Source organism: Pseudomonas sp. MC6 (assembly GCF_054790575.1).
This window is the reverse complement of the sequence record NZ_CP186504.1, coordinates 4,358,214-4,384,332: the sequence shown is the minus strand read 5'-3', so window position 1 is coordinate 4,384,332 and position 26,119 is coordinate 4,358,214. Positions and strand designations below refer to the sequence as shown.

The following is a 26,119-nucleotide window of genomic DNA, read 5'->3' as shown; positions in this document are numbered from 1 at the left end:
CTCCTAGGAGCGAAAGAGGCGGCTGTACTGGCGCTCGTGGGCCATGCACGCCAGGGACAGGCCGAACGCGGCGCTGCCGATGTGTTCGGGATTGATTCGGCTCGCGTCCTGCTGCGCCTGTTGCAGTAACGGCAGCAATTCGCTGGTCAGGCGCTGGGCGGCTTGCTGGCCGAGCGGCAGGGTTTTCATCAGCACGGCGAGCTGGTTTTCCAGCCAGCTCCACAGCCACGCGGCGAGCGCGTCCTGCGGGCTGATGCCCCACGCGCGTGCGGCCAGCGCCCAGCACAAGGCCAGATGCGGTTCGGTGCATTGATCGAGAAAGTCACGAGCACAGGCGTCGAGTTCCGGCAAACCGTTGAGCAGTTGCTGCAACGAATAGCCCATCTGCCGACTTTCCAGATGCAACTCGCGAGTCTCGCGGCTGGCGCGGTGGCTTTCACAGCGGATCAGCAACTCGCTCCAGTTTTCATCCGCCGCCGCTTGGCAATGGGCAAGCAACAGCGGCGCTTCAAAGCGCGACAGATTCAGCAGCAACTGATCGCTGATCCAGCGGCGGGCGTCGTCCGGGTTTTTCACCCGGCCGTTATCTACCGCCATTTCCAGGCCTTGCGAATAGCTGTAGCCGCCAATCGGCAATTGCGGACTGGCCAGGCGCAACAGCGCCCAGGCCGGATTCACAGGCGGACGCCGAACTGATGGAGTTTCGGCGCGTAGTTGAAGTCTTCGTCGCCGTGGCGTGAATGATGATGGCCGCCGCCGTAGGCGCCGTGTTCCGGCTGGAACGGCGCTTCAATGGCTTCCACCTGTGCGCCAAGCTGTTCGAGCATCGCTTTGAGGACGTAATCGTCGAGCAGACGCAGCCATCCATCGCCTACCTGCAAGGCAACGTGACGATTACCCAGGTGATAAGCCGCGCGGGTCAGTTCGAAGGCATTGGCGCAGGTGACGTGCAGCAGCTGCTCGGGGCGGGCGCAGACGCGGACGATGCGGCCGTCTTCGGCCTGCAGGCATTCGCCGTCATACAGCGGCGGCTGACCGCGCTCCAAAAACAACCCGACGTCTTCGCTCTCGGCACTGAAACAGCGCAAACGGCTTTTGCTCCGCGCTTCGAAGGTCAGGTGCAACTCGGCGGCCCAGACGGGTTGAGGGTCGATTCTGCGGTGAATCACCAGCATCGGAAAGCTTCCAGCTATGGACATTACTCTGGCTAGAGCAAGGGCCTTGCCAATTGGACGAGATGTAGGAAATCCCTGTCGGAGCGTAGTGGATGTTTCAAGATGTTGCGGGAATATGGAATGTTTTGGTGCGTGAAGATTTTTTTATGCACCAAATAGAGGCCGTGACGGCGCACCTTTGTAGGAGTGAGCCTGCTCGCGATAGCGGTGTGTCAGTCAGCAAATATGTAGCTGATAAACCGCTATCGCGAGCAGGCTCACTCCTACAGGGGACCGGATGTATCAGTAAGGAAGAGGTTGTTACTCGGTACTGCCTAGGCCCTGCCAGTGCTTGAGGCCAATAAAGATAAAGCGCAGTTGCTGGGTGATCTTCGCCTGTGGCGTGAGATGCTCCGGCAGGGCTTCGGCGGGCGGGTCGATGATGTCGGGGAGGGTGGCAAACACCGATTTGACGATCAGATCTGCCATTACGCTCAGGCCCTCGGCGTCCAGATGCTGAAGCTTGGGCATCATCGTCAGGTCAGCCGCCAGGTCGGAACTGATGTTCTCGCGCAACCGGCCGATCGCCTGACGCACCGGCAGCGAGCCGCCATATTGCTCACGGGCGAGAAACAGGAATTGCGAGCGATTGGCGCTGACCACGTCGAGGAAGATCCGCACCGAGGCATCAATAATGCCGCCCATGACGAATTCGTTGTGCCGTACCAAGCGGATGGTTTCGCGGAAGGTCTGGCCGACTTCGCTGACCAGCACCAGGCCCAGTTCGTCCATATCGGCGAAATGCCGGTAGAAACCGGTGGGCACGATCCCGGCAGTTTTCGTCACTTCGCGCAGGCTCAGGCTGCCGAATCCTCGGCCGCTTTCCATGAGGTGGCGGGCAGCGTCCATCAAGGCGTTGCGGGTCTGTTGTTTCTGTTCGGCGCGGGGCAGCATCGCAGAGTGTGTTCTTTGGCAGGACAAGCGCCGCACTCTAGCAAATCGGCTTTGTCGGCGTCGAACGGGAGGGCATGCAGCGAAGGATTTTATCGGTCCGGAAAAGTCAAAAGCCCAATCCGGGGATTGGGCTTTTTTTCGAGGCCGCCATGGGCTTAGCTCAATTTGCTGTTGCGTTCGATCACACGGTCACCACCACCTTCGGCAAGGGTTTGACCTTGTGGAGTGCGGTCGCTGCCATCAGAAGCCAGGGTTTGGCCTTGTGGGGTACGGTCGCTACCATCGGACGCCAGGGTCTGGCCTTGTGGAGTGCGTTCGGTGCCGTCAGATGCCAAGGTCTGGCCTTGTGGAGTGCGATCGCTACCGTCGGAAGCCAGAGTCTGACCTTGTGGAGTCTTGTCGTAGCCGTCCTGAACCAGACCTTTCTCTTCCAGACGATCACGGCCGCCTTCAGCCAGGGTCTGACCTTGTGGAGTGCGGTCACCACCATCAGCGGCTACGGTTTGGCTGAACACTGAGTGGCTGGATTTCACTTGCGGAGTAGCTTGGTCGGCAGCGGGCAGGGCGAAAGCAGTGCTGGCTAGCATCGACAGGGTAAGGCTGAGCAGTAATTGGCGTTTCATGATGGGTTGCTCCTTGGGAGGGCGATAAAGTGGGTACGAGGGCAATGCTACTCTCGATAAGTCGATATAAAAGTTCATAAACGCAATGGTAATAATCAACAGAATTGATTGTTCTGCCGGAAGGCTCTAGATCGCGGCTTTGCGGGCGACGGTTTTGCACCGGGGTGGGTATTTCCGACTCACTCGCGCCTCGCAAAAGTGCGGGACGCGGTAACACTGTTCGACTGATCGGTCAGAATTCGCGCGACTTTTTGCGCCTTAATCGATCTTTCGATTAAACCTGCGGCTGGTTTGCCAGTCGTAGATTTCATGAGGGCCGCTTTGGCCCGCCGTTTCAGCCGTGCGCCGCAGTCTTTGCGTGCGGTCGTGATCAGGAGCTTTGTGCATGACGCGCACTGGAAAAATCTTCAGCTGGACTTTCGCCATCCTCGTGCTGCTACTGGCCGTGCTGGTGTTGATCATCGTGTTCTTCGACTGGAACCGGATCAAACCGCCGCTCAACGCCAAAGTCTCGGAAGAACTGCACCGACCGTTTGCCATCAATGGCAACCTCGCGGTGATCTGGCAGCGCGAGCCGGACGAGGGCGGCTGGCGCGCCTGGGTGCCATGGCCGCACGTGGTTGCCGAGGATTTGAGCCTGGGTAACCCGGACTGGTCGAAGAAGCCGCAGATGGTCACGCTCAAACGCGTTGAGCTGCGTATCTCGCCGCTGGCATTGCTGGCGCAACGCGTGGTGATTCCGCGCATTGACCTGACCGAACCGAACGCCGAGTTGCAGCGTCTGGCCGACGGCCGCGCTAACTGGACGTTCAAGTTCGATCCGAAGGATCCGAACGCTGAGCCGTCGAATTGGGTGGTCGACATCGGCGCCATCGGTTTCGACAAGGGCCACGTTACCCTTGACGACCAGACCCTTAAGACCAATCTCGATGTGCTGATCGATCCGCTGGGCAAGCCGATTCCCTATAGCGATATCGTCGGTGCCAAAGCGGCGAAAACCGCGCAGGACAAGGGCGGCTCACCGCAGGATTATGCGTTTGCCTTGAAGGTCAAAGGCCAATACCACGGCCAGAACCTCACAGGCCAAGGCAAGATCGGCGGGTTGCTCGCCTTGCAGGACGCGAGCAAGCCGTTCCCGTTGCAGGCCCAGGCGAAGATCGGCGACACCAGCATCGAACTGGCCGGCACGCTGACTGATCCGCTGAATCTCGGCGCCCTCGATCTGCGGCTGAAACTGGCCGGCGCCAGCCTCGGCAATCTTTATCCGCTGACCGGCGTGACCCTGCCGGACACACCGCCGTACGCCACCGACGGCCATTTGATTGCCAAGCTGCACGATGAGGCCGGGGCGAAATTCACTTATGAGCAGTTCAACGGCAAGATCGGCAGCAGTGACATTCATGGCGACCTGACCTACGTCGCCAGCCAGCCACGGCCAAAGCTCAGCGGCGCGTTGCTCTCCAATCAACTGCTGTTCGCCGACCTCGCGCCACTGATCGGCGCCGACTCCAATGACAAGCAAAAGGCTCGCGGCGGCGAGAGCAAACAACCGGCGGATAAAGTGCTGCCGGTCGAAGAGTTCAAGACTGATCGCTGGCGCGCGATGGACGCTGACGTCGAGTTCACCGGCAAGCGCATCGTCCACAGCGAGAAACTGCCGTTCAACGATCTTTATACCCACCTGAAACTCAACGACGGCGAGCTGAGCCTGGAGCCGCTGCGCTTTGGTGTAGCAGGCGGCAATCTTGATGCGCAAATCCGCCTCAATGGTCGCACCGAGCCGTTGGAAGGCCGGGCGAAACTGACGGCGCGCCGCTTCAAGCTCAAGGAATTGTTCCCGACCTTTGAACCGATGAAGACCAGTTTCGGTGAGCTCAATGGCGACGCTGATATCACGGGGCGCGGCAACTCGGTGGCCAAGTTGCTGGGCGGCGCCAACGGCAAATTGAAGATGCTGATCAACGACGGCGCGATCAGCCGTGAGCTGATGGAACTGGCCGGGCTCAACGTCGGCAACTATGTGGTCGGCAAGATCTTTGGCGACAAGGAAGTGAAGATCAACTGCGCAGCGGCAGACTTCGACATCAAGACCGGTCTGGCGACCACGCAGCTGTTTGTCTTCGATACCGAGAACGCGATCATCTATATCGACGGCACGGCGAACATGGCCACCGAGCAACTCGACCTGACGGTGACCCCGGAATCCAAGGGCTGGCGGTTGATTTCCTTGCGTTCGCCGCTGTATGTACGCGGCAAATTCATCAAGCCGGATGCCGGCGTGAAGGCCGTGCCGCTGATGTTGCGCGGGGCGGGGATGGTTGCGCTGGGTGTGATCGCTGCGCCGGCGGCGGGGCTGTTGGCGCTGGTGGCACCGAGTGGCGGTGAGCCGAATCAGTGTGCGCCGTTGTTGGAGCAGATGAAGGCGGGCAAGGCGCCGGTTACCGTCAAACCCACTAAATAGTCGGTGCCCAAAAGGGCCCCTTCGCGAGCAGGCTCGCTCCCACTTTGAAATGCATTCCAATGTGGGAGCGAGCCTGCTCGCGAAGGCGGTTTTGAAGGGTTACAGGTCGTTCAGGATGTCAGCCATGTCATCGGCATGCTCTTCTTCCTGCGCCAGGATATCTTCGAAGATACGCCGCGTAGTCGGGTCTTTTTCGCCGATGTACTGGATGATTTCGCGATAGCTGTCGATGGCGATCCGCTCGGCAACGAGGTCTTCGTAGACCATCTCTTTGAGGGTGTTGCCGGCCACGTATTGCGCGTGGGACATCTTCGACAGCATGTCGGGGTTGAACTCGGGCTCGCCACCCAATTGCACAATGCGCTCGGCCAGACGGTCAGCGTGCTGGGCTTCCTGGGTGGCGTGTTCGAGAAACTCTTCGGCGGCCACATGGGCTTTCACACCATTGGCCATGAAGTAGTGGCGCTTGTAGCGCAACACGCAGACCAGTTCGGTGGCCAGCGATTCATTGAGCAAGCGCAGCACCTCTTCACGGTCGGCGCTGTAGCCCTCGGTGACGGCGCCGTTCTCGACGTGTTGGCGCGCACGTTCGCGCAAGGTTTGAACATCTGACAGATGCAGGTCGTCGCTCATTTCGATCTCCTGGAGGCTAATCCGATTGTCGCCACGTTCTGCGGACGCGGTCGCTACCTAAGCTGTGAGTCGTGAGCGTTGCAAAAAGTTTTATCGGTTTACGCAACCCCAGTAGGAGCTGCCGAAGGCTGCGATCTTGGCGCCAGCCCGGACAAAACTGCTTCCTCGCGCAACCAGGCAAAAAACGCCCGCACCGGCGGATGCCGCTCGCGCCCCGGTACACACAACGCGCTGTACCCGGCGCCATCAACTTGAACCTGACCCATGAACGGCACCAGCAAGCCACTGGCAACGCTCTCCGACACCAGAATATTGCTCGCCAGTACCAGCCCTTGCCCGGCGATCGCCGCTTGCAGGGCGTAGTGCTCTTCATCGTATTCGCGGATGGCTGGCTGCTGGTTCAACCAGTTTTCGCCAGCCTTCGTGCACCACGCTTCCCAGCCATGGGCGTAAAGCTTGGAGTTGTGCCAGCGCACGCTGATCAACGTCGGTGTGCGCCGCGCGGCCAGCGCTACTTGCTCGGGCGAGCCGTATACGCCGAATGATTCATCGAACAGGCACAGACCATAGAGGTTCGGGTATTCGTCGAGGCTATAACGCAGAACCAGATCGACACTGGCGTCCTGATGCAGATCGATGACCTCGCAATGGGTATCGAGGCGCACGTTGATGTTCGGATGCTGCGCATAAAACCGCCCGAGGCGCGGCACCAGCCACAGCGCCGCAAATGCCGCGGTCGTCGAGAGCGTCAGTGTGCTGGCGTTGCGCTGCGGGCGCAGGGTATCGACGCTTTGCGCCACCTCCAGCAGCGCGCCATGCAAGCTGCGAAATAGGCGCTCGCCGCCCTCGGTCAGACGCACCTGACGCGGCAGGCGCTCGAACAGCGCGACGCCGAGCCAGTCTTCCAGCGAACGAATCTGGTGCGAAATCGCTGTCGGCGTGACCGACAGTTCTTCGGCGGCAGCCTTGAAACTCAGCAACCGTGATGCCGATTCAAAGGCGCGCAGGGCGGTGAGTGGCAGCGAGGCAAACATTGATATCTCCATGGATGAAATCAATTCATCCAGACTGACTTTTGCTCATTTGAGGCTTAGGCGTGTCGCCTGCAATCTGCGACGACACAGCAACCAAAGTCTAGTCTCAAGGAGTTTCAGATGAGCAAAATTCTTGCGGTCCATGCCAGCCCCCGTGGCGACCGTTCGCACTCGCGGCGGCTGGCGGAAAGCTTTCTCAGTGCCTGGCAGGTGCGTCATCCACAGGCGCAAGTGACCCGCCGCGAGGTCGGGCGGGCCATGATTCCGGCGGTAAACGAAGCCTTTGTCGCTGCCGCGTTTTATCCCGAGCCTGATGCACGGCCACTGTCGATGCAGGCCGATCTGGCCCTGAGCGATCAACTGGTCGGCGAGTTGTTCGACCACGACCTGCTGCTGATTTCCACGCCGATGTACAACTTCAGCGTACCCAGCGGCCTCAAGGCCTGGGTAGATCAGATCGTGCGCCTGGGTCTGACCTTCGATCACACGCTGGACAACGGTGTCGCCCAGTACACGCCTTTGTTGCAGGGCAAGAAAGCCTTGATCGTCACCAGTCGCGGCGGTTTCGGTTTTGGTCCGGGTGGTGAGCTGGAGGCCTTGAATCACGCCGATCCATGGCTGCGCACGGCGCTGGGGTTCGTCGGCATCAACGACGTCAGCGTGGTTGCGGCCGAGGGCGAAGAGTCCGCCGAGCGCACCTTCGCGGTATCGGTGGCCGAGGCGGAGCAGCGTTTGCTCAACCTTGCCCGGGAGTTCTAGGTGGCCTGGCTGTTCCTGCTGATCGCCGCCGGGTTTGAAGTGACCTTCGCTATGGGCATGAAGTACGCCGAAGGCTTCACCCGGCTCTGGCCTTCGTTGATTACGGTGGTTGCGGCGGTTGGCGGGATCTACTTCCTCACGTTGGCGATGCGCGAGTTGCCGGTCAGCATCGCCTATCCGATCTGGACGGCGATTGGCTCACTGGGCACGGTGTTCCTCGGGTTTGCGTTGCTCGGCGAGAGCCTGACCCTGGTCAAACTGCTGTCAGTCGGGCTTATTGTGGCGGGAGTCGTGGGCCTGAAGTAGGCTGGTGGTTGAGTTGTCATCATCAGGGAGGATGCTTGGCGGGCGTTTTGCACGCCTTGCATCCACTCACCGACCACAAGGATGTTTGCCCATGTCGACGCGTTATCCATTGGTGCTGGTGCCCGGAATGCTCGGGTTTATCCGGCTGGTGCTCTATCCGTACTGGTACGGCATCATCAAGGCATTGCGCCGTGGTGGTGCGACGGTGATTGCGGTGCAGGTGTCGCCGCTGCATTCGACTGAGGTGCGTGGCGAGCAGTTGCTCGCGCGGATCGATGAGATCTTGCGTGAGACAGGGGCGCAAAAGGTCAACCTGTTCGGCCACAGTCAGGGCTCGCTGACGGCACGGTATGCCGCGGCGAAACGGCCGGATCTGGTGGCCTCGGTGACATCGGTGGCCGGGCCGAATCATGGTTCGGAACTGGCGGATTATCTGGAAAAAAATTATCCGGCCGACAGCGCCAAGGGCCGACTGCTTGAGGCGTTGCTACGGTTTGTCGGCTGGCTGATGGCGCTACTGGAAACCGGTTATCGCGGGCCGAAATTGCCGGTGGATATCCACGCCTCGCACCAATCGCTGACCACTGAGGGCGTGGCGCTGTTCAATCAACGTTATCCGCGGGGCCTGCCTGAAACGTGGGGCGGGCATGGGCCGGAAGAGGTTAACGGCGTGCGTTATTACTCGTGGTCGGGGACGTTGCAGCCGGGCAAGACCGATCGTGGCGGTAATCTGTTTGACGGTACCAATCGCAGCTGTCGCTTGTTTGCGAAAACCTTTGTCCGTGAGCCGGGGCAGTGCGATGGGATGGTCGGGCGGTATAGCTCGCATCTGGGCACGGTGATTGGCGATGACTATCCGCTGGATCACTTCGACATCGTCAATCAGTCGCTGGGGCTGGTCGGTAAAGGAGCGGATCCGGTGCGGCTGTTTGTCGAGCATGCGGCGCGGCTTGAGGCTGCAGGCGTTTAGGATCAAAAGATCGCAGCCTTCGGCAGCTCCTACAGGTTCGGTGTCGAACACAAATTTTGTGAACGCCCCGAACTCATGTAGGAGCTGCCGCAGGCTGCGATCTTTTCTATCAGGCAACGCTGATCCGGCGGCCTAACACGGTTGTCCAACGCTCGGAAAGAATCACCCCGGCCAACGTCAACAACCCACCCACCAGGTGATACATCGCCAACTGCTCCTTCAACACCACCGCCGCGATCAGCGCGGTAATCAACGGCAGCAAGTTAAAGAACAACGTCGTGCGGCTCGGCCCCAGACGCTGCACTGCCTGCATCCACGCCAGCGGCGCGAGCATCGATGCCAACAGGCACGCATACAGCACCAGCGGAATGTTCTGCAGAGTCAAACCGGTCTTCGGCGAAGCGGCATACAACGGAAACAACACGACAATCGCCACCAGCACCTGCAAATACAGCAACACCAGCGGCGGCAGGCGCAGCTGCCATTTTTTCAGCAAGGTGCTGTAGATCGCATAGGCCAGTGTGGCGATCAACATCATCGCATCACCCATGTTCACGCCGTGCTGCAGCAACGCGCCGAGGCTGCCGGACGACACCACCACCAGCACACCGGCAAACGACAACACGGCACCGACCAACGCACCGGTAGTCAGGCGCTGTCCAAGGCTGATGATCGCCATGGCCAGCGACATCAACGGCATCAGCGACAGGATGATGCCCATGTTGGTCGCCGTGGTCAGCGTCGCAGCGAAATAGGCGAGGCTCTGATACACCGCCATGCCGAGTACGCCGAGAATGAAAATCTTGCCCAGGTTCGGGCGGATCTGCGGCCAGTGCGCGATCACCGCTTTGAGCATGAATGGGGTGAACAGCAAACCGGCGAGCAGCCAGCGATAGAAACCGATCTCGGCGGGAAAAATTGCCCCGACCGCCAGTTTGTTGATCACGGTATTGCCGGCCCAGATAAAAATCGCCAGCAGCGGAAACGCGTATTGCATGAGTCGAAACCAGTACGTTGATGAAGGCAATTATCCCTTGTCTGGATCCAAGCCTATACTGCGAACCGGACAACCTGCCTCTGCAACCGGACAGCATGAACAGCAAACACATCGATCTGCTGGATTTCAGCGAACTGCCATCGGCGGTGTACTTCCGCTACGCCGACTTCAACGCCCATGAATACGCTGCGCCGCATCGGCATCCGTGGGGCACGCTGGAGTACGCCGCTCATGGCGTGCTGCATATGGACGTCGACGGCAGCCGTTTCATGTCGCCGCCGCAGTACGCGGTGTGGGTGCCACCGCAGGTCGAGCACAGCTTTTACAGTCATCAGCCGGTCAACTATCGCGCGGTGTGTCTTGATCCCAAGGTCTGCGCCGAACTGCCGAAACGCGCCTGCACCCTGGCGATCAGCGACATCCTCAAGGCGATTCTCAAAGACTTCGCCGCCCGCGACGTGAAGATTCCCGAACGGGATGCCGATCAGCGTCTGGCGCAGGTGCTGGTCGATCAATTGCAGCAGGCACCGGTGCATGAGTGTTATCTGCCGTACGCGAGCAGTCCGGGGTTGCTGGCAATCCTCGAAACCTTGCAGGCGGAACCGGGCAACAATCAGCCGTTGGGACATTGGGCGCTGCAGGTGCATGTCAGTGAGCGCACGCTGGCGCGGCAATTTGTGCGTGAACTGGGGATGAGTTTCGGCGAGTGGCGTCAGCGCCTGCGTTACCTCGCTGCCATCGAGGCATTGGAGACTTCACGCAGTGTGCAGGAAATCGCTTTCGATCTCGGTTACAGCAGCGGCTCGGCATTCATCGCCATGTTCGCCCGGCAGGCGGGGTGTACGCCGGAGCAGTATCGCCGCAGCCATCTGGAAGGGAGGAAGGTGTAACAGGATTTGGCTACACTCCAGCAGAGGCCGCCCCCCTCGGTGCGGCGCCAAGGAGAAAACTCCATGAAGATGTTGCGTGTGCCGTTGTTGATGATTGGTTTGCTCCTGTGTTCCCAGGGTTTCGCCGCCACGGCGCAACAGAACAAGATGACCACCTGCAATGCCGATGCGACCGCCAAGAGTCTGAAAGGCGATGAGCGCAAAACCTTCATGAGCACCTGCCTCAAGGCAGCGCCAGCGGCCAACGATGCCAAGGCCCTGACCCCGCAGCAGCAGAAAATGAAGACCTGCAACGCCGATGCCGCCACCAAAGCCCTGACCGGTGATGCGCGCAAGACGTTCATGAGTGATTGCCTGAAGAAAAAATAACCTGGTTCTGTGGGGTGACTGGTTTAGGCGTTCGCTTGAGATTTGCCCTCACCCTAACCCTCTCCCAGAGGGGGAGGGGACTGACCGCGGTGTTTTCAGATATCCATCGACCTGAACTATCCGGCCGATTCTGAATTCAATACAGCACTGGCAGGTCACCGGATTTCTTCGCCATTCCTTGATCGGTCCCCTCTCCCTCCGGGAGAGGGCTAGGGTGAGGGCTGGATCTCAAGCCGTGCAGCAAAACCCGAAACACCGCATATACCTAGTGCTCCCCCGGGAACGCTGGCAGACTGCCAATCCTTTTACGCCGTTCGTTTTGAGGCTGTATGCCAACGTTTTCTGAGCGTCATGTAGTGTTCTGGGTCAGTTGCATCATCATTTTCGGCGGTTTGCTGCTGGTGCTGCCGCTGCGCTTGTTGCCCAGTCTGTTGGCCGGTTTGCTGGTCTATGAGCTGGTCAACATGCTCACTCCGCAACTGCAACGGCTGATCGAAGGCCGCCGCGCGCGCTGGCTGGCGGTGGCGTTGCTCGGCACGCTGGTGGTGAGTGTGCTGGCGCTGATCTTCGCCGGCGCGATCAGTTTTCTCCTGCACGAAGCAGAAAATCCCGGCGCTTCCCTCGATAAATTCATGGGTGTGGTCGACCGCGCGCGTGGGCAATTGCCGCCGTTCATCGACGCCTACCTGCCGGCCAGTGCTGCGGAATTTCGCGTGGCGATCGGCGAGTGGATGAGCAAGCACTTGTCCGACCTGCAACTGGTCGGCAAGGACGCGGCGCACATGTTCGTGACATTGCTGATCGGCATGGTCCTCGGCGCGATCATCGCCTTGCAGCGCATCCCCGACGTGACCAAACGCAAACCGTTGGCCGCCGCGCTGTTCGACCGTTTGCACCTGCTGGTGCAGGCGTTCCGCAACATCGTCTTTGCGCAGATCAAGATTTCCTTGCTCAACACCTTCTTCACCGGGATCTTCCTCGCGGTGATCCTGCCGATGTTCGGCATCAAGCTGCCGCTGACCAAAACCCTGATCGTGCTGACCTTCCTGCTCGGCCTGTTGCCGGTGATCGGCAATCTGATGTCGAACACGCTGATCACCATCGTCGGCTTGTCGCTGTCGATCTGGGTGGCATTGGCGGCGCTGGGTTATCTGATTTTTATCCACAAGCTCGAATACTTTCTCAACGCGCGGATTGTTGGCGGGCAGATCAGTGCCAAGTCGTGGGAGTTGCTGCTGGCGATGCTGGTGTTCGAGGCCGCGTTTGGCCTGCCGGGGGTGGTGGCGGGGCCGATTTATTACGCGTATCTGAAGAGTGAGTTGAAGCTGGGCGGGATGGTTTAACAGCAGCTTCGAGTTGCAAGCTTCAAGCTACAAGTAAAAGCGGAAGCGAGAGCGCAGTGGCTCTTGCTTTTGCTCTTACTTACCGCTTGCAGCTTAAAGCTTGCAGCTGCCGTTAAACGCCGTAGCGTTTCATGGCTTCAATCGCCAAGCCGCTACCAATGCTGCCGAAGATGTTGCCTTCAACATGTCGCGCATTCGGCAGCATCGCCGAGACGCTGTTGCGCAGCGCCGGAATCCCGCTCGAACCGCCGGTGAAGAACACCGTATCGACCTGATTCACTGCCACACCGGCATCGTTCAACAGCTGGGTAACACTGCCACGCACCCGCTCCAGCAGCGCATCAATCGCCGATTCGAACAGCGCACGGGTCAGTTCCACGCTCAGCCCGGCTTCGATCCGATCCAGTGGCACATGGCGGCTGTCGGTGTGGGTCAATTGAATCTTGGTTTCTTCAACCTCCATCGCCAACCAGTGGCCGGCGCGCTGTTCGATCAATTTGAACAGACGATCGATGCCGCCAGTGTCTTCGATGTCGTAGCGCATGCTGCCCAGCGCCAGGCTGGATTTCTGCGAGTACACCGAGTTGATGGTGTGCCAGGTCGCCAGGTTCATATGGTGGCTGGTCGGCATGTAGGCGCCGCTTTTCATACGGCTGCCGTAGCCGAACAGCGGCATCAGGCCTTGCAGGCTCAACTGTTTGTCGAAGTCGGTACCGCCGATGTGTACGCCGCCGGTGGCGAGGATGTCGTCGTGACGGTTATCGAGGCCACGACGCTCCGGCGACAGACGCACCAGCGAGAAGTCGGAGGTACCACCGCCGATGTCGACGATCAGTACCAACTCTTCTTTCTCGATGGTCGACTCGTAGTCGAAGGCCGCCGCAATCGGTTCGTACTGGAAGGAGACTTCCTTGAAACCGATCTTCCTGGCTACGTCGACCAAGGTGTCTTCGGCTTCCTGGTCCGCCAGCGGATCGTCATCGACGAAGAACACCGGACGACCAAGCACCACTTGCTCGAATTCCCGACCGGCGGCGGTCTCGGCGCGGCTTTTCAGTTGACCGATGAACAGGCCGAGCAAGTCCTTGAACGGCATCGCGGTGCCGAGCACGCTGGTGTCGTGCTTGATCAGCTTGGAACCGAGCAGGCTTTTCAGCGAGCGCATCAGGCGGCCTTCGTAGCCTTCAAGGTACTCGTGCAGGGCCAGACGACCGTACACCGGGCGGCGTTCCTCGATGTTGAAGAAGACCACCGACGGCAGGGTGATCTTGTCGTCTTCCAGCGCGATCATCGTTTCCATGCCGGGGCGCAGCCAGCCGACGGTGGAGTTGGACGTGCCGAAGTCGATGCCGCAGGCACGGGCTGGAGAGGCGTCTTTCATGTCTTTCGGTTCCGGTCAAAAAAACGGCCGCGCAGTGTATGTCAGTGCGCGCCAGATTCGAAGGCCGGTCATCTGCTATTTCACGACTAAACTGGTTGAAAATCGCAGCTTTGCCCCAAACTTGCTGGCATGGGCCGGCAGAACCACCGGCGGTCGCAAGAACCGCCGTCCACTGCCGATAAACTTCTGCTGCGCCACCCGGTCACAACCTTGAGATCGGTCAACCTGGCACGCGCGAATCGGCGCATGCTGGCATCGGCGCGAAATCGATAACGGATGGTGATTCCTTCAATGGACTTCAAAGACTATTACAAGATACTCGGCGTGGAGCCGACAGCAGACGACAAGGCAATCAAGGCTGCCTATCGCAAGCTGGCGCGTAAATACCACCCCGATGTCAGCAAGGAAAAGGACGCCGAGGCCAAATTCAAAGATGCCTCGGAAGCCTATGAAGCGCTGAAAAGCGCCGACAAACGCGCCGAATACGACGAACTGCGCCGCTACGGCCAGCACGGTCAACCGTTCCAGGGGCCACCGGGCTGGCAGAGCCGTGGCGGCTTTGGCGGCGGCGGTGGCGACACCGGTGACTTTTCGGACTTCTTCAGTTCGATCTTCGGCAATCGCGGCCCCGGTTTCGGTGGCGGTGAAGGTCGGCAACAACGCAGTGCTGGGCGCCGAGGGCAAGACGTGGAAATGGAACTGCCGATCTTCCTCGAGGAGACGCTGTCGAACGAGTCGAAGAAAGTCACCTTCCAGGTGCCGCAATACAACGCCAACGGCCAGCACGTCAGCAATACCAGCAAGAGCCTGAACGTGAAGATCCCGGCGGGCGTGACCGACGGCGAGCGCATCCGCCTCAAAGGCCAGGGCGCACCGGGCGTCGGTGGCGGGGCGAATGGCGACCTGTACCTGACCATTCGTTTTGCGCCGCACCCGAAATTCGATGTCGAAGGCGAAAACCTCATCATCACTTTGCCGCTGGCTCCGTGGGAGCTGGCGCTGGGAGCGGAAGTGGCGGTGCCGACGCTGACCGGCAAGATCAATCTCAAGGTGCCGGCCGGCAGTCAGAACGGCCAGCGCATGCGCGCCAAAGGTCATGGCTTGAAAAACAAGGCCGGCGAGCGCGGTTATCTGTTTGTGCAACTCAAAGCGGTGATGCCGAAAGCGGCCGACGACGAGGTCAAGGCGCTGTGGCAGGAACTGGCCAAGAAAGCCGCCTTCAACCCACGCGAGAACTTCTGAATTCGACGACGGAGTAGCCCATCATGAGCAGCCCCCTGATCGTTCAACTGGACCTGGCAGAATTCTGTGAGGCGGCCGATTTGTCGGACGTCTACGTGATCGAAATCGTCGAACACGGCATCCTCGAACCTCAGGGCGCGCAGCCCCGGGAATGGCGCTTCACCGATTACGAATTAGCCTTGGCCAAGCGTGCGGCGAAGTTGCGCCGTGATCTGGAGCTGGAGTGGGAAGGTGTTGCACTGGCGCTGGATCTGCTGGAAGAGGTGCGCGAGTTGCGTGCCGAGAACCTTATGTTGCGGCAGCGGTTGGGGCGGCTGGTGGTCGAGTAGACAGTCTGAAGGTTTGTGTGGGGGGTGATCTGGCCCTATCGCGAGCAGGCTCACTCCTACAATGGATCGGTGTACGCAGGTTCCTGTAGGAGTGAGCCTGCTCGCGATGAACGATAACGCGGAGTTTCTGACTCAACACTGAAAAGGCCCCGAAGGGCCTTTTTTTGTGCTCAGAACAGGAAATACCGCTGCGCCATTGGCAATGTTTCCGCCGGCTCACACCACAGCAGCACACCATCAGCCTTGACCTGATACGTCTGCGGATCGACATCGATGTCCGGCAGATAATCGTTGTGAATCAGGTCGGTTTTCTGCACATCACGGCAACCTTTGACCACGGCGATTTTCTTCTTCAGCCCCAATGCTTCCGGCAACCCGGCTTCCTGCGCGGCCTGGCTGATAAAGGTCAGGCTGGTCGCATGCAGCGAGCCACCGTAACTGGCGAACATCGGACGGTAGTGCACCGGTTGCGGCGTCGGGATCGAGGCGTTGGCATCGCCCATCAGGCTGGCGGCAATCGCGCCGCCCTTGAGGATCAGCGTCGGTTTCACGCCAAAGAAAGCCGGGCGCCACAGCACCAGATCCGCCCATTTCCCCACTTCCACCGAACCGACTTCATGGCTGATGCCATGGGTGATCGCCGGGTTGATCGTGTACTTGGCGATGTAGCGTTTGGCGCGGAAGTTGTCATTGCCTGCGCCATCATGCGGCAGCGGGCCGCGCTGCTTTTTCATCTTGTCGGCGGTCTGCCAGGTGCGCGTGATGACTTCGCCGACACGGCCCATGGCCTGGCTGTCGGAGCTGATCATCGAGAACGCGCCGAGGTCATGAAGGATGTCTTCGGCGGCAATCGTTTCGCGGCGGATGCGGCTTTCGGCGAAGGCGACGTCTTCGGCAATGCTCGGGTCGAGGTGGTGGCAGACCATCAGCATGTCGAGGTGTTCGTCGATGGTGTTGCGGGTGAACGGCCGGGTCGGGTTGGTCGAACTCGGCAGCACGTTAGGGAAGCCGCAAGCCTTGATGATGTCCGGTGCGTGACCGCCACCGGCACCTTCGGTGTGATAGGTGTGAATGGTGCGGCCTTTGAATGCGCCGAGGGTGGTTTCGACGAAACCGGACTCGTTGAGGGTGTCGGTGTGGATCGCCACCTGCACATCGAACTGATCGGCGACGCTCAGGCAGTTATCGATGCTTGCTGGCGTGGTGCCCCAGTCTTCGTGCAGCTTGAGGCCGATGGCGCCGGCCTTGACCTGCTCGATCAGCGGCTCCGGCAGGCTGGCGTTGCCCTTGCCAGTGAGGCCGATGTTCATCGGGAACGCATCGGCGGCCTGAAGCATGCGTGCCAGGTGCCAAGGTCCGGAGGTGCAGGTGGTGGCGTTGGTGCCGGTGGCGGGGCCGGTGCCGCCGCCGATCATGGTGGTGACGCCGCTCATCAGCGCCTCTTCGATCTGCTGCGGGCAAATGAAATGGATGTGCGTGTCGATGCCGCCAGCGGTGAGGATCATGCCTTCACCGGCGATCACTTCGGTGCCGGCACCGATGGCGATGGTCACGTTGGGCTGCACGTCGGGGTTGCCGGCCTTGCCGATGGCGGCGATGCGACCGTCCTTGAGGCCGACGTCGGCTTTGACGATGCCCCAATGGTCGATGATCAGCGCGTTGGTGATCAGCGTGTCGACGACTTCGGCCGCCAGCAGTTGGCTCTGGCCCTGGCCGTCGCGGATCACTTTGCCGCCACCGAATTTCACTTCTTCGCCGTAGGTGGTGAAGTCTTGTTCGACTTCGATCCACAGTTCGGTGTCGGCCAGGCGCACCTTGTCGCCGACGGTGGGGCCGAACATGTCGGCGTAGGCTTGTCTGGAGATTTTCATGCAGCGTCCTTCAGGAAAATAGTGGTGAGCCATCGACCCTCACCCTAGCCCTCTCCCAGAGGGAGAGGGGACTGTACGCGGTGAGGCTGCTATCGGTGATCGGCTCCCTCTCCCTCGGGAGAGGGCTGGGGTGAGGGGCCGCGGTGCACGCAGATATCAGAGGTCCCCCATGATTCGTCCGGCAAACCCGAATACCCGCCGCTTTCCGGCGTAATCCACCAACTCAACCTCACGGCTTTGCCCCGGCTCAAAGCGCACGGCGGTGCCCGCCGGAATATTCAGACGCATGCCCCGGCTCGCCGCGCGATCAAAGGTCAGCGCGTCGTTGGTTTCGAAAAAGTGATAGTGCGAACCGACCTGAATCGGCCGGTCGCCGCTGTTGGCGACTTTCAGGCTGAGGGTGCGACGGCCGACGTTGAGTTCGATGTCGCCGGGCTGGATCTGGTATTCGCCAGGAATCATCACTGGGCTCCTTGCAGAATCTTGTAATAGAGGGCGGTCGGCCGATAAGTGCCGGTCGGGTCGCAGGCGTAATCAGGAATCTGGCCCGCACGGGTGTAACCCAGCGCCTTGTAGAAATCCTCGGCGGGCGAGCCGGCCTCGGTGTCGAGGTAAAGCATGCCGCGCTTGTGTTTGGGCGCTTCGAGTTCCAGCGCACTCATCAATTGCTGACCGAGACCGCGACGCCGTGCGTGTTCGCGCACCAGCAGCTTCTGCACTTCGGCGCGATTGAGGCCGTTGGCTTTCTGGCACAACCCGAGCTGCACACTGGCCAGCACTTGTTCGTCCTTGACCACCACCCAGAGCAGCACGCTGCCCTTGTTGACGTTGTCCTGCACCTCATCGAAATAAGCGCGCGCCTGCGCGGCATCGAGATCGGCCATAAAGCCGACACTGGCGCCGTAACCCACGGCATCGAGCAGCAGGTCGATCAGGCCCTGACGGTAATGCGCAAAACTTTCCGCGTTGACGCGGCGCAGCTGGGCGGCGTTCATCGGTGTCACTCCTTGTTGGCGTCAGGCGGCTCCGCGCCAGGGTTGAGGGTCAGTTGCATGAAGGTCAGGTCGAGCCAGCGGCCGAACTTGGTGCCGACTTGCGGCATTTGCCCGGTGATGCTGAAACCGGCGCGCTCGTGCAGGCGAATCGAGGCAGCGTTGCCGCTTTCAATGGCGGCGACCATCACGTGCTTGTCGCAGGTCTTCGCCCGTTCGATCAGCACAGTCATCAGTTGCGGGCCGAGGCCGTTGCCGCGCTGATCGCTGCGCACGTAGACCGAGTGCTCGACGGTGTGACGGAAACCGTCGAACGGCCGCCAGTCACCGAAGGAAGCGTAGCCGAGCACACTGTTGTCGGCGTCGACGATCACCAGAATCGGATAGGCCTGGGCCTGACGCGCGCTGAACCACGCCTGGCGGTTGCCGAGGTCGACGGCTTGTTCATTCCAGATCGCCGTGGTGTTGAACACGGCGTCGTTGTAGATGTCACGGATCGCCGGCAGGTCGGCGTGAACGGCATCGCGAATGGAGTAAGTCATGACGCGGCCTCAGACGATCGGTTGGTGAACGGTGACCAGTTTGGTGCCGTCGGGGAACGTCGCTTCGACCTGGATTTCCGGGATCATTTCCGCGATGCCTTCCATCACTTGTTCGCGGCTGAGCAGGGTAGTGCCGAAGTGCATCAGCTCGGCGACGGTCTGGCCGTCACGCGCGCCTTCGAGCAGTGCGGCGGAGATGTAGGCCATGGCTTCCGGGTAATTGAGTTTCACGCCGCGCGCCAAACGCCGCTCGGCGACGAGGCCGGCGGTGAAGATCAGCAGCTTGTCTTTTTCGCGTGGGGTCAGGTCCATTGTGGGGTTCCATCAGGGCAGATTTGTGAGGTTCTTGCCGGTGTGGGGTGCCAGTTGGAGCAGCCCCTCACCCTAGCCCTCTCCCGAAGGAGAGGGGACTGATCTCGGTTGTTTTCAATGGCCGGTTCAGTCAGCGGTATTCGTTCAGTCAGTTGAATTCATTTCAAGCGACTCGGTCAGGCTCCCTCTCCCTCCGGGAGAGGGCGGGGGGTGAGGGTTGCTTTCAGGTGTTCCATATTCTCGGTGACACCGCCTCGCGATCCAGAAGCACCGGACGCAGCAAGCGCCATAAATCGATGAGCCAGGCCCGTGCGAGCAACGCTTCACTGGCCAGACAACGGGCAACCAAAAGTCCCGGCAATTGCGTCAAATCCCCGCGAACCTGGTTATCCAGCGAACGACAACGCTCCAGCAATTCAGCATCAATTTCACCGGTGACCAACAACGTCGCAAACACCGGATTGCCATCCAGGCCAATCGGCGAATCAAGCAAACCGTCATCACCGACAATGCGCTGGCGTTCATGCCAGAGCAATCGACCATCACGGCGAATATCCAGATGCGCCTGAAAATGCCCACGGTCGAAACGCTCGCCACTGGCCGGGCGACCCAGCGCCACCACATCCCAGTAAAACAGCCGTGCATCACCCTCAAGTTCAATCGAAGTGCTCAGCTCAGCCTGCGCGGCGCTATAGACGATGGTCTCCTGCGGCAGCCATTCCAGCGTCGCCCCGGCCGCCACTTTCAAGTCGAGCTTCTGATAAGCCGGCCCACCGGCGCGATACCATTTGGCCGCGCCGGGGCTGGTGATCTGCGCCCAGGCGTCCTGTTCGACGCGGGCGCTGATGTCCAGTCGATCACCGCCGGCAATCCCGCCCGGCGGGTGGACGATGATGTGCTGACAGACTTCAGGGCCTTCGGCATACAGGTGCTTTTGCACCCGCAGCGGCCCGAGGTGTCGGCGCATGACCGGACGCGTGCAATCGCCGAAGCGGGCATAAGCGAGTTCCAGCGCGGCGTGCCAGCTCGGGGTAAACAGGGCAGGTGCAACAGTCGAATTCATGGTGTGTAATTATCGTTAGGAAGCTACAGATTAATTCGTTGTACTAGATCGTTACCAGCCCGCGTACACCCTCGGCCTCCATATTTTCACCGCGCCCCTGCTGGACGATCTCGCCCCGGGACATCACCAGATACTGATCGGCCAGTTCCGCGGCGAAATCGTAGAACTGCTCGACCAGCAAAATCGCCATATCACCGCGCGCCGCGAGTTTCTTGATTACCGCGCCGATCTCCTTGATCACCGAAGGTTGAATGCCTTCGGTAGGCTCGTCGAGGATCAATAAACGCGGACGACTGGCCAATGCGCGACCAATCGCCAACTGCTGTTGCTGACCACCGGAGAGGTCACCGCCGCGACGCTGCTTCATTTGTAGCAGCACCGGGAACAATTCGTAGATGAAACCTGGGACTTCCTTGGCTTCACTGCCGGGAAAACGCGACAAACCCATCAGCAGATTCTCTTCCACGGTCAGGCGGCCGAAGATTTCCCGGCCCTGTGGCACGTAGGCAATCCCGGCGTGAACACGCTGGTGTGGCTTGAACGTGGTGATCGGTTTGCCTTCCCAATTGACTGCGCCTTCTTTGGCCGGCAGCAGGCCCATCAGGCATTTGAGCAGGGTGGTTTTGCCGACACCGTTACGGCCGAGCAGGCAGGTGACTTCGCCGACTTTCACGTCGAACGAAAGGCCACGCAGGATGTGGCTACCGCCGTAGTACTGGTGCAGCTTGTCGACTTGCAGCATGTTCAAATTCCTTAAAATTCACCCAAATCCCTGTGGGAGCGAGCTTGCTCGCGAATGCGGTTGACCTGTCACTGAGATGTCGGATGTGCTGCCGTCTTCGCGAGCAAGCTCGCTCCCACAGTGACTTTGTTTGCAGTTCAGCGGCCGAGGTAGACCTCGATCACACGCTCGTTTTCCTGCACTTGTTCCAGTGAGCCTTCCGCCAGAACACTGCCCTGATGCAACACGGTGACGTGGTCAGCAATCGAGCCGACAAAGCCCATGTCATGCTCCACCACCATCAACGAATGCTTGCCCGCCAGGCTCTTGAACAGTTCAGCGGTGAACTCGGTTTCCGCATCGGTCATGCCCGCCACCGGCTCATCGAGCAGGAGCAATTGCGGGTCCTGCATCAGCAACATGCCGATCTCGAGAAACTGCTTCTGACCGTGGGACAACAGCCCGGCCTGACGATTGACCGAGGTGGTCAGGCGAATCGTCTCCAGCACTTCGCTGATTCGATCTTTTTGCTCGCCGCTCAAGCGCGCACGCAAACTGGCCCACACCGACTTGTCGGTTTTCTGCGCCAGTTCAAGGTTTTCAAACACGCTCAGCGCTTCGAACACCGTCGGCTTCTGAAACTTGCGACCGATGCCGGCCTGGGCAATCTGCACTTCGCTCATCTGCGTCAGATCCAGGGTTTCACCGAACCAGGCCTTGCCGTGACTCGGCCGGGTCTTGCCGGTGATCACGTCCATCAGCGTGGTTTTACCCGCGCCGTTAGGGCCGATGATGCAGCGCAATTCGCCGACGCCGATGTACAGGTTGAGATTGTTCAGCGCACGAAAGCCATCGAAGCTGACGCTGATGTCTTCCAGGGTGAGGATCGTGCCGTGACGGATATCCAGCCCCGGTCCGACCCGCTGGCCAAGGCCGATGGAGTCGCGGCTGGTGCCGGCGTCCTTGTTCGGTTCGACGGGAAAGAAGGCCGGTTCCAGCATGAATTCAGCGCTCGCTGTGACTCTCATTGTTCACCTCGTTTCTTCAGCAGGCCGATCACACCTTTAGGCAAGTACAGCGTGACGACGATGAACAGCGCGCCGAGAAAGAACAGCCAATATTCCGGGAAGGCCACGGTGAACCAACTCTTCATGCCGTTGACCACACCGGCACCGAGCAGCGGGCCGATCAAGGTGCCACGACCGCCAAGGGCCACCCAGACCGCCGCTTCAATCGAGTTGGTTGGCGACATTTCGCTCGGGTTGATGATGCCCACTTGCGGCACGTACAACGCACCGGCCAGACCACACAACACCGCGCTTAACACCCACACGAACAACTTGAAACCGCGCGGATCGTAGCCGCAGAACATCAAGCGGTTTTCCGCATCACGAAGTGCCGTCAGCACACGACCGAACTTGCTCTGCGCCAGGCGCCAGCCGATGAACAGACTCGCCACCAGCAACAACACTGTGGCCAGAAACAACACCGCGCGGGTGCCCGGATCGGTGATGCCGAAACCGAGGATCGTGCGGAAATTGGTGAAGCCGTTGTTGCCGCCAAACCCGGTCTCGTTGCGGAAAAACAAGAGCATGCCGGCGAAGGTCAAGGCCTGGGTCATGATCGAGAAATACACGCCTTTGATTCGCGAACGGAAGGCGAAGAAACCGAAGACCAGCGCCAGCAATCCCGGTGCCAGCACCACCAGACACATCGCCCAGACGAAGCTGCTGGTGCCGGTCCAGTACCACGGCAGTTCGCTCCATGACAGGAAGGTCATGAACGCCGGTAGACCATCGCCGGCAGCCTGACGCATCAGGTACATGCCCATCGCATAACCACCGAGGGCGAAGAACAGGCCGTGACCCAGCGACAGCAAACCGGCGTAACCCCAGACCAGATCCAGCGCCAAAGCGACGATGGCGTAACAGAGGATTTTGCCGACCAGCGTCAGCGTGTACGCCGAGATGTGCAGCGCATTGTCGGGCGACAACAACGACAGCAGCGGCAGGGCGATCAGCAGAGCGAGGATTACTGCGCCGACCGCAATCGTGACTTTCGGCCCGGCCTTTTGTGTCGCGGTAACAAGCAGAGGCTGGTTCATCAGTCGATCACCCGTCCTTTCAGTGCGAAGAGGCCTTGCGGACGTTTCTGGATAAACAGAATGATCAGCGCGAGGATCAGGATCTTGCCGAGCACCGCACCGATCTGCGGTTCAAGAATCTTGTTGGCGATACCGAGGCCGAACGCCGCGAGCACGCTGCCGGCCAACTGGCCAACACCGCCAAGCACCACCACCAGGAACGAGTCGATGATGTAGCTCTGACCGAGGTCCGGGCCGACGTTGCCGATCTGGCTCAGCGCCACACCGCCGAGACCGGCAATGCCCGAGCCGAGGCCGAAGGCGAGCATGTCGACACGACCGGTCGGCACGCCACAGCAGGCGGCCATGTTGCGGTTCTGTGTGACGGCGCGGACGTTGAGGCCCAGACGCGTTTTGTTCAGCAGCAGCCAGGTCAGCACAACGACGAACAGTGCGAACGCGATGATCACGATGCGGTTGTATGGCAGAACCAGATTTGGCAAAACCTGAATCCCGCCGGACAGCCATGCCGGGTTGGCCACTTCAACGTTCTGCGCGCCGAACAACAGGCGCACCAGTTGAATCAGCATCAGGCTGATGCCCCAGGTGGCGAGCAGGGTTTCCAGTGGGCGGCCGTAGAGGTGACGAATCACCGTGCGCTCCAGCGCCATGCCGATCGCCGCTGTGACGAAGAACGCCACCGGCAAGGCAATCAACGGATAAAACTCAATCGCTTGCGGTGCGTAGCGCTGGAACATCAACTGCACCACGTACGTCGAGTAGGCACCGAGCATCAGCATCTCGCCGTGAGCCATGTTGATCACGCCGAGCAGGCCGAACGTGATTGCCAGACCGAGCGCTGCCAACAGCAGAATCGAACCGAGCGACATGCCGCTGAACGCCTGGCCGAGGATCTCGCCGACCAGCAGTTTGCGTTTGACTTGGGCGAGGCTGGTTTCGGCCGCCGTGCGTACGCCGGCATCGGCTTCGACGCCGGGTTCGACCAAACCTTCGAGGCGCGTGCGCGCCAGTGGATCGCCGGTTTCGCCAAGCAATCGCACCGCCGCGAGTCGTACGGCCGGATTAGTGTCGACCAGTTGCAGATTGGCCAGCGCCAGGCTCAGTGCGGCATGGACGCTTTCATCTTTTTCGCCAGCGAGTTGCTGGTCGAGGAATTTCAGCTGCGCGGGTTTCGCGCTTTTCTGCAATTGCTGCGCGGCAGTCAGACGGATTTTGGCGTCGGCGGCGAGCAATTGATGGCTGGCCATGGCGGTGTCGATCAGACCCCGCAGGCGATTGTTCAGGCGCAGGGTTTTGGGTTGGCCGTCGATGGTCAGCTCGCCTTGTTGCAGGGCGTTGAGCAATTCGATACGGGCCGGATCGGGCTGCGCGGCCCAGGTTTCCAACAGTTTGGCTTGCTGCACGGGATTGGCCGCGACGAAGTCTTCGGCATCACCGGCGTGGGCCAGCATTGGCAGCAACAGTGCGATGGCTATGAGAAAGCGGTGTATGGCAGTGGGCATTAGTGGTGTTTCCTTTCTTGCGGTGGCCGATGGAGCGGTGTCCGGCTGTGAATCCGCCCCTCACCCTAACCCTCTCCCAAAGGGAGAGGGGACTGACCGAGTTGTCAGGGCATCCAACATCGACCTGACATTCCTGCGTCGAACTCAGGTTCTGAAAGCCGTAGAGATCTGCTCCCTTCCCCCTCGCCCCCCCTGGGGGAGAGGGTTGGGGGGAGGGGGAAAAGATCTCCGCCCCAGCCCAAAATCCAAGTCAAACTCAGTTGCTCTTCACCGCATAATCCGGCTTCTTGTCGTTGCCCTGAATGAACGGGCTCCACGGTTGCGCGCGGATCGGCCCTTCGGTCTGCCATACAACGTTGAACTGACCATCAGCCTGAATCTCGCCGATCATCACCGGTTTGTGCAGGTGGTGATTGGTCTTGTCCATGGTCAGCGTGTAACCGGACGGCGCGGCAAAGGTCTGGCCGGCGAGGGCTTCGCGGACTTTGTCGACGTCGGTGGATTTGGCTTTTTCCACCGCCTGCGCCCACATATGAATGCCGACATAAGTGGCTTCCATCGGGTCGTTGGTCACGGCTTTATCGGCGCCCGGCAGGTTGTGTTTCTTCGCATAGGCCTTCCAGTCAGCGACGAATTTCTTGTTCTGCGGGTTCTCTACCGACTCGAAGTAGTTCCACGCCGCGAGGTTACCCACCAGCGGTTTGGTGTCGATGCCGCGCAGTTCTTCTTCGCCGACCGAGAACGCCACAACCGGCACGTCGGTGGCTTTCAGACCCTGGTTGGCCAGCTCTTTATAGAACGGCACGTTGGAATCGCCGTTGACCGTCGAGATGACCGCAGTCTTGCCACCGGCGGAGAATTTCTTGATGTTGGCAACAATGGTCTGATAGTCGCTGTGACCGAACGGCGTGTACACCTCTTCGATGTCCTTGTCGGCGACACCTTTGGAATGCAGGAACGAGCGCAGGATCTTGTTGGTGGTGCGTGGGTAGACGTAGTCGGTGCCGAGCAGGAAGTAGCGCTTGGCGCTGCCACCTTCTTCGCTCATCAGATATTCAACCGCCGGGATCGCCTGCTGGTTCGGCGCGGCGCCGGTGTAGAAGACGTTCGGCGACATCTCTTCGCCTTCGTATTGCACCGGGTAGAACAGCAGGCCGTTGAGCTCTTCGAACACCGGCAACACCGATTTACGCGACACGGAGGTCCAGCAGCCGAACACCACGGCAACCTTGTCCTGAGTCAGCAACTGCCGGCCTTTCTCGGCGAACAGCGGCCAGTTCGATGCCGGGTCGACAACGACTGGCTCGAGCATCTTGCCGTTGACGCCGCCCTTGGCGTTGATCTCGTCGATGGTCATCAGCGCCATGTCTTTGAGCGACGTTTCGGAGATCGCCATGGTGCCGGACAACGAATGCAGAATCCCGACCTTGATGGTCTCGGCGGCCTGGACAGTCCAGGTCATGCCCATCGCGGCAATCGATGCCGTGAGTGTGAAAGCCTTGATCAAACTGCGACGCTTCATTGTGCGATCTCCATGAACGTTTGAAGTTTTTCTGGTTGGCAGATG

The 26,119-nt window shown here is 60.1% G+C and carries 28 protein-coding genes; 9 read left to right on the top strand and 19 right to left on the bottom strand.

Annotation, left to right across the window (positions count from 1 at the left end; translation table 11 throughout):
- Nucleotides 1–3: 3 nt before the first annotated feature.
- The 4 genes from ACOYXE_RS19630 to ACOYXE_RS19615 form a co-directional block, all read right to left on the bottom strand.
- Nucleotides 4–678 carry an urease accessory protein UreF gene (locus ACOYXE_RS19630; protein ID WP_460926471.1) on the bottom strand — a complete coding sequence of 225 codons (675 nt, stop codon included), beginning with the start codon at nt 676–678 and terminating at the stop codon, nt 4–6.
- On the bottom strand, nt 675–1,175 hold the full coding sequence (gene ureE / locus ACOYXE_RS19625; RefSeq protein ID WP_160055397.1) for an urease accessory protein UreE: 501 nt from the start codon (nt 1,173–1,175) through the stop codon (nt 675–677). Before ureE ends, ACOYXE_RS19630 begins: the two co-directional genes overlap by 4 nt.
- 300 nt (nt 1,176–1,475) lie before the next feature.
- Nucleotides 1,476–2,108: a TetR family transcriptional regulator gene (locus ACOYXE_RS19620; RefSeq protein ID WP_077570695.1), complete on the bottom strand. Its 633-nt coding sequence runs from the start codon at nt 2,106–2,108 to the stop codon at nt 1,476–1,478.
- A gap of 155 nt (nt 2,109–2,263) precedes the next feature.
- Complete coding sequence (locus ACOYXE_RS19615; RefSeq protein WP_160055399.1) at nt 2,264–2,731, bottom strand: hypothetical protein; 468 nt, start codon at nt 2,729–2,731, stop codon at nt 2,264–2,266.
- 385 nt (nt 2,732–3,116) lie between these two features.
- Here ACOYXE_RS19615 and ACOYXE_RS19610 point away from each other — a divergent pair, with 385 nt between their 5' ends.
- Nucleotides 3,117–5,192: an AsmA family protein gene (locus tag ACOYXE_RS19610; RefSeq protein WP_460926470.1), complete on the top strand. Its 2,076-nt coding sequence runs from the start codon at nt 3,117–3,119 to the stop codon at nt 5,190–5,192.
- Nucleotides 5,193–5,291: 99 nt separating this feature from the next.
- On the opposite strand, the gene ACOYXE_RS19605 is transcribed toward ACOYXE_RS19610, so the two are convergent.
- Nucleotides 5,292–5,825, bottom strand: coding sequence for a ferritin-like domain-containing protein (locus ACOYXE_RS19605; RefSeq protein WP_093430205.1), 534 nt, complete (start codon nt 5,823–5,825; stop codon nt 5,292–5,294).
- Between the two features lie 98 nt (nt 5,826–5,923).
- Complete coding sequence (locus ACOYXE_RS19600; RefSeq protein WP_174244428.1) at nt 5,924–6,871, bottom strand: LysR substrate-binding domain-containing protein; 948 nt, start codon at nt 6,869–6,871, stop codon at nt 5,924–5,926.
- A gap of 108 nt (nt 6,872–6,979) precedes the next feature.
- On the opposite strand from ACOYXE_RS19600, the gene ACOYXE_RS19595 reads away from it, so the two are divergent.
- The 3 genes from ACOYXE_RS19595 (at nt 6,980) to ACOYXE_RS19585 (ending at nt 8,894) form a co-directional block, all read left to right on the top strand.
- Nucleotides 6,980–7,618 carry an FMN-dependent NADH-azoreductase gene (locus ACOYXE_RS19595; RefSeq protein ID WP_460926469.1) on the top strand — a complete coding sequence of 213 codons (639 nt, stop codon included), beginning with the start codon at nt 6,980–6,982 and terminating at the stop codon, nt 7,616–7,618.
- Nucleotides 7,619–7,924 carry a DMT family transporter gene (locus tag ACOYXE_RS19590; RefSeq protein ID WP_007950617.1) on the top strand — a complete coding sequence of 102 codons (306 nt, stop codon included), beginning with the start codon at nt 7,619–7,621 and terminating at the stop codon, nt 7,922–7,924. It begins immediately after the preceding gene.
- A gap of 91 nt (nt 7,925–8,015) precedes the next feature.
- Nucleotides 8,016–8,894, top strand: coding sequence for an alpha/beta fold hydrolase (locus ACOYXE_RS19585; RefSeq protein ID WP_460926468.1), 879 nt, complete (start codon nt 8,016–8,018; stop codon nt 8,892–8,894).
- A 109-nt stretch (nt 8,895–9,003) separates the two neighbouring features.
- Here ACOYXE_RS19585 and ACOYXE_RS19580 read toward each other — a convergent pair whose 3' ends face one another.
- A complete protein-coding gene (locus ACOYXE_RS19580) occupies nt 9,004–9,891 on the bottom strand; it encodes a DMT family transporter (RefSeq protein WP_460926467.1) in 888 nt (295 codons plus the stop codon).
- Nucleotides 9,892–9,986: 95 nt separating this feature from the next.
- On the opposite strand from ACOYXE_RS19580, the gene ACOYXE_RS19575 reads away from it, so the two are divergent.
- The 3 genes from ACOYXE_RS19575 (at nt 9,987) to ACOYXE_RS19565 (ending at nt 12,493) form a co-directional block, all read left to right on the top strand.
- On the top strand, nt 9,987–10,781 hold the full coding sequence (locus tag ACOYXE_RS19575; protein ID WP_405122409.1) for an AraC family transcriptional regulator: 795 nt from the start codon (nt 9,987–9,989) through the stop codon (nt 10,779–10,781).
- A gap of 63 nt (nt 10,782–10,844) precedes the next feature.
- Nucleotides 10,845–11,150, top strand: a complete 306-nt coding sequence (locus ACOYXE_RS19570; protein ID WP_077570711.1) for a PsiF family protein — start codon at nt 10,845–10,847, stop codon at nt 11,148–11,150.
- Between the two features lie 329 nt (nt 11,151–11,479).
- On the top strand, nt 11,480–12,493 hold the full coding sequence (locus ACOYXE_RS19565; RefSeq protein ID WP_016984798.1) for an AI-2E family transporter: 1,014 nt from the start codon (nt 11,480–11,482) through the stop codon (nt 12,491–12,493).
- Nucleotides 12,494–12,605: 112 nt separating this feature from the next.
- On the opposite strand, the gene ACOYXE_RS19560 is transcribed toward ACOYXE_RS19565, so the two are convergent.
- Nucleotides 12,606–13,874 (bottom strand): Hsp70 family protein, encoded by a 1,269-nt coding sequence (locus tag ACOYXE_RS19560; protein WP_460926466.1) that lies wholly within the window; start codon nt 13,872–13,874, stop codon nt 12,606–12,608.
- Nucleotides 13,875–14,165: 291 nt separating this feature from the next.
- On the opposite strand from ACOYXE_RS19560, the gene ACOYXE_RS19555 reads away from it, so the two are divergent.
- Both ACOYXE_RS19555 and ACOYXE_RS19550 read left to right on the top strand, forming a co-directional pair.
- Nucleotides 14,166–15,116 carry a DnaJ C-terminal domain-containing protein gene (locus ACOYXE_RS19555; protein ID WP_095126127.1) on the top strand — a complete coding sequence of 317 codons (951 nt, stop codon included), beginning with the start codon at nt 14,166–14,168 and terminating at the stop codon, nt 15,114–15,116.
- Nucleotides 15,117–15,139: 23 nt separating this feature from the next.
- Nucleotides 15,140–15,445 (top strand): chaperone modulator CbpM, encoded by a 306-nt coding sequence (locus ACOYXE_RS19550; RefSeq protein ID WP_116031804.1) that lies wholly within the window; start codon nt 15,140–15,142, stop codon nt 15,443–15,445.
- Nucleotides 15,446–15,615: 170 nt separating this feature from the next.
- Here the strand turns inward: ACOYXE_RS19550 and ureC are convergent, their stop codons facing one another.
- The 11 genes from ureC to urtA form a co-directional block, all read right to left on the bottom strand.
- Nucleotides 15,616–17,316 (bottom strand): urease subunit alpha, encoded by a 1,701-nt coding sequence (gene ureC, locus ACOYXE_RS19545; RefSeq protein ID WP_460926465.1) that lies wholly within the window; start codon nt 17,314–17,316, stop codon nt 15,616–15,618.
- Between the two features lie 156 nt (nt 17,317–17,472).
- Nucleotides 17,473–17,778 carry an urease subunit beta gene (locus ACOYXE_RS19540; RefSeq protein WP_038360474.1) on the bottom strand — a complete coding sequence of 102 codons (306 nt, stop codon included), beginning with the start codon at nt 17,776–17,778 and terminating at the stop codon, nt 17,473–17,475.
- Nucleotides 17,778–18,311, bottom strand: coding sequence for a GNAT family N-acetyltransferase (locus ACOYXE_RS19535; RefSeq protein WP_110719598.1), 534 nt, complete (start codon nt 18,309–18,311; stop codon nt 17,778–17,780). The genes ACOYXE_RS19540 and ACOYXE_RS19535 overlap by 1 nt, the downstream gene beginning before the upstream one ends.
- Nucleotides 18,312–18,316: 5 nt before the next feature.
- Nucleotides 18,317–18,850, bottom strand: coding sequence for a GNAT family N-acetyltransferase (locus ACOYXE_RS19530; protein WP_160055422.1), 534 nt, complete (start codon nt 18,848–18,850; stop codon nt 18,317–18,319).
- A gap of 9 nt (nt 18,851–18,859) precedes the next feature.
- Nucleotides 18,860–19,162, bottom strand: a complete 303-nt coding sequence (gene ureA, locus ACOYXE_RS19525) for an urease subunit gamma (protein WP_016984788.1) — start codon at nt 19,160–19,162, stop codon at nt 18,860–18,862.
- A gap of 223 nt (nt 19,163–19,385) precedes the next feature.
- Nucleotides 19,386–20,225 (bottom strand): urease accessory protein UreD, encoded by an 840-nt coding sequence (locus ACOYXE_RS19520; protein ID WP_405122405.1) that lies wholly within the window; start codon nt 20,223–20,225, stop codon nt 19,386–19,388.
- Between the two features lie 43 nt (nt 20,226–20,268).
- On the bottom strand, nt 20,269–20,967 hold the full coding sequence (gene urtE, locus ACOYXE_RS19515) for an urea ABC transporter ATP-binding subunit UrtE (protein ID WP_103306101.1): 699 nt from the start codon (nt 20,965–20,967) through the stop codon (nt 20,269–20,271).
- Nucleotides 20,968–21,104: 137 nt separating this feature from the next.
- The gene (gene urtD, locus ACOYXE_RS19510) at nt 21,105–21,974 is read right to left on the bottom strand and encodes an urea ABC transporter ATP-binding protein UrtD (RefSeq protein WP_405122404.1); all 870 of its coding nucleotides are present in this window, start codon (nt 21,972–21,974) and stop codon (nt 21,105–21,107) included.
- Nucleotides 21,971–23,050: an urea ABC transporter permease subunit UrtC gene (urtC, locus tag ACOYXE_RS19505; protein WP_160055426.1), complete on the bottom strand. Its 1,080-nt coding sequence runs from the start codon at nt 23,048–23,050 to the stop codon at nt 21,971–21,973. Before urtC ends, urtD begins: the two co-directional genes overlap by 4 nt.
- Entirely contained in the window at nt 23,050–24,552 is a 1,503-nt protein-coding gene (urtB, locus tag ACOYXE_RS19500; protein ID WP_160055428.1) for an urea ABC transporter permease subunit UrtB, read from the bottom strand. Before urtB ends, urtC begins: the two co-directional genes overlap by 1 nt.
- 256 nt (nt 24,553–24,808) lie before the next feature.
- Nucleotides 24,809–26,074 carry an urea ABC transporter substrate-binding protein gene (gene urtA, locus ACOYXE_RS19495; protein WP_007914554.1) on the bottom strand — a complete coding sequence of 422 codons (1,266 nt, stop codon included), beginning with the start codon at nt 26,072–26,074 and terminating at the stop codon, nt 24,809–24,811.
- Nucleotides 26,075–26,119: the final 45 nt, after the last annotated feature.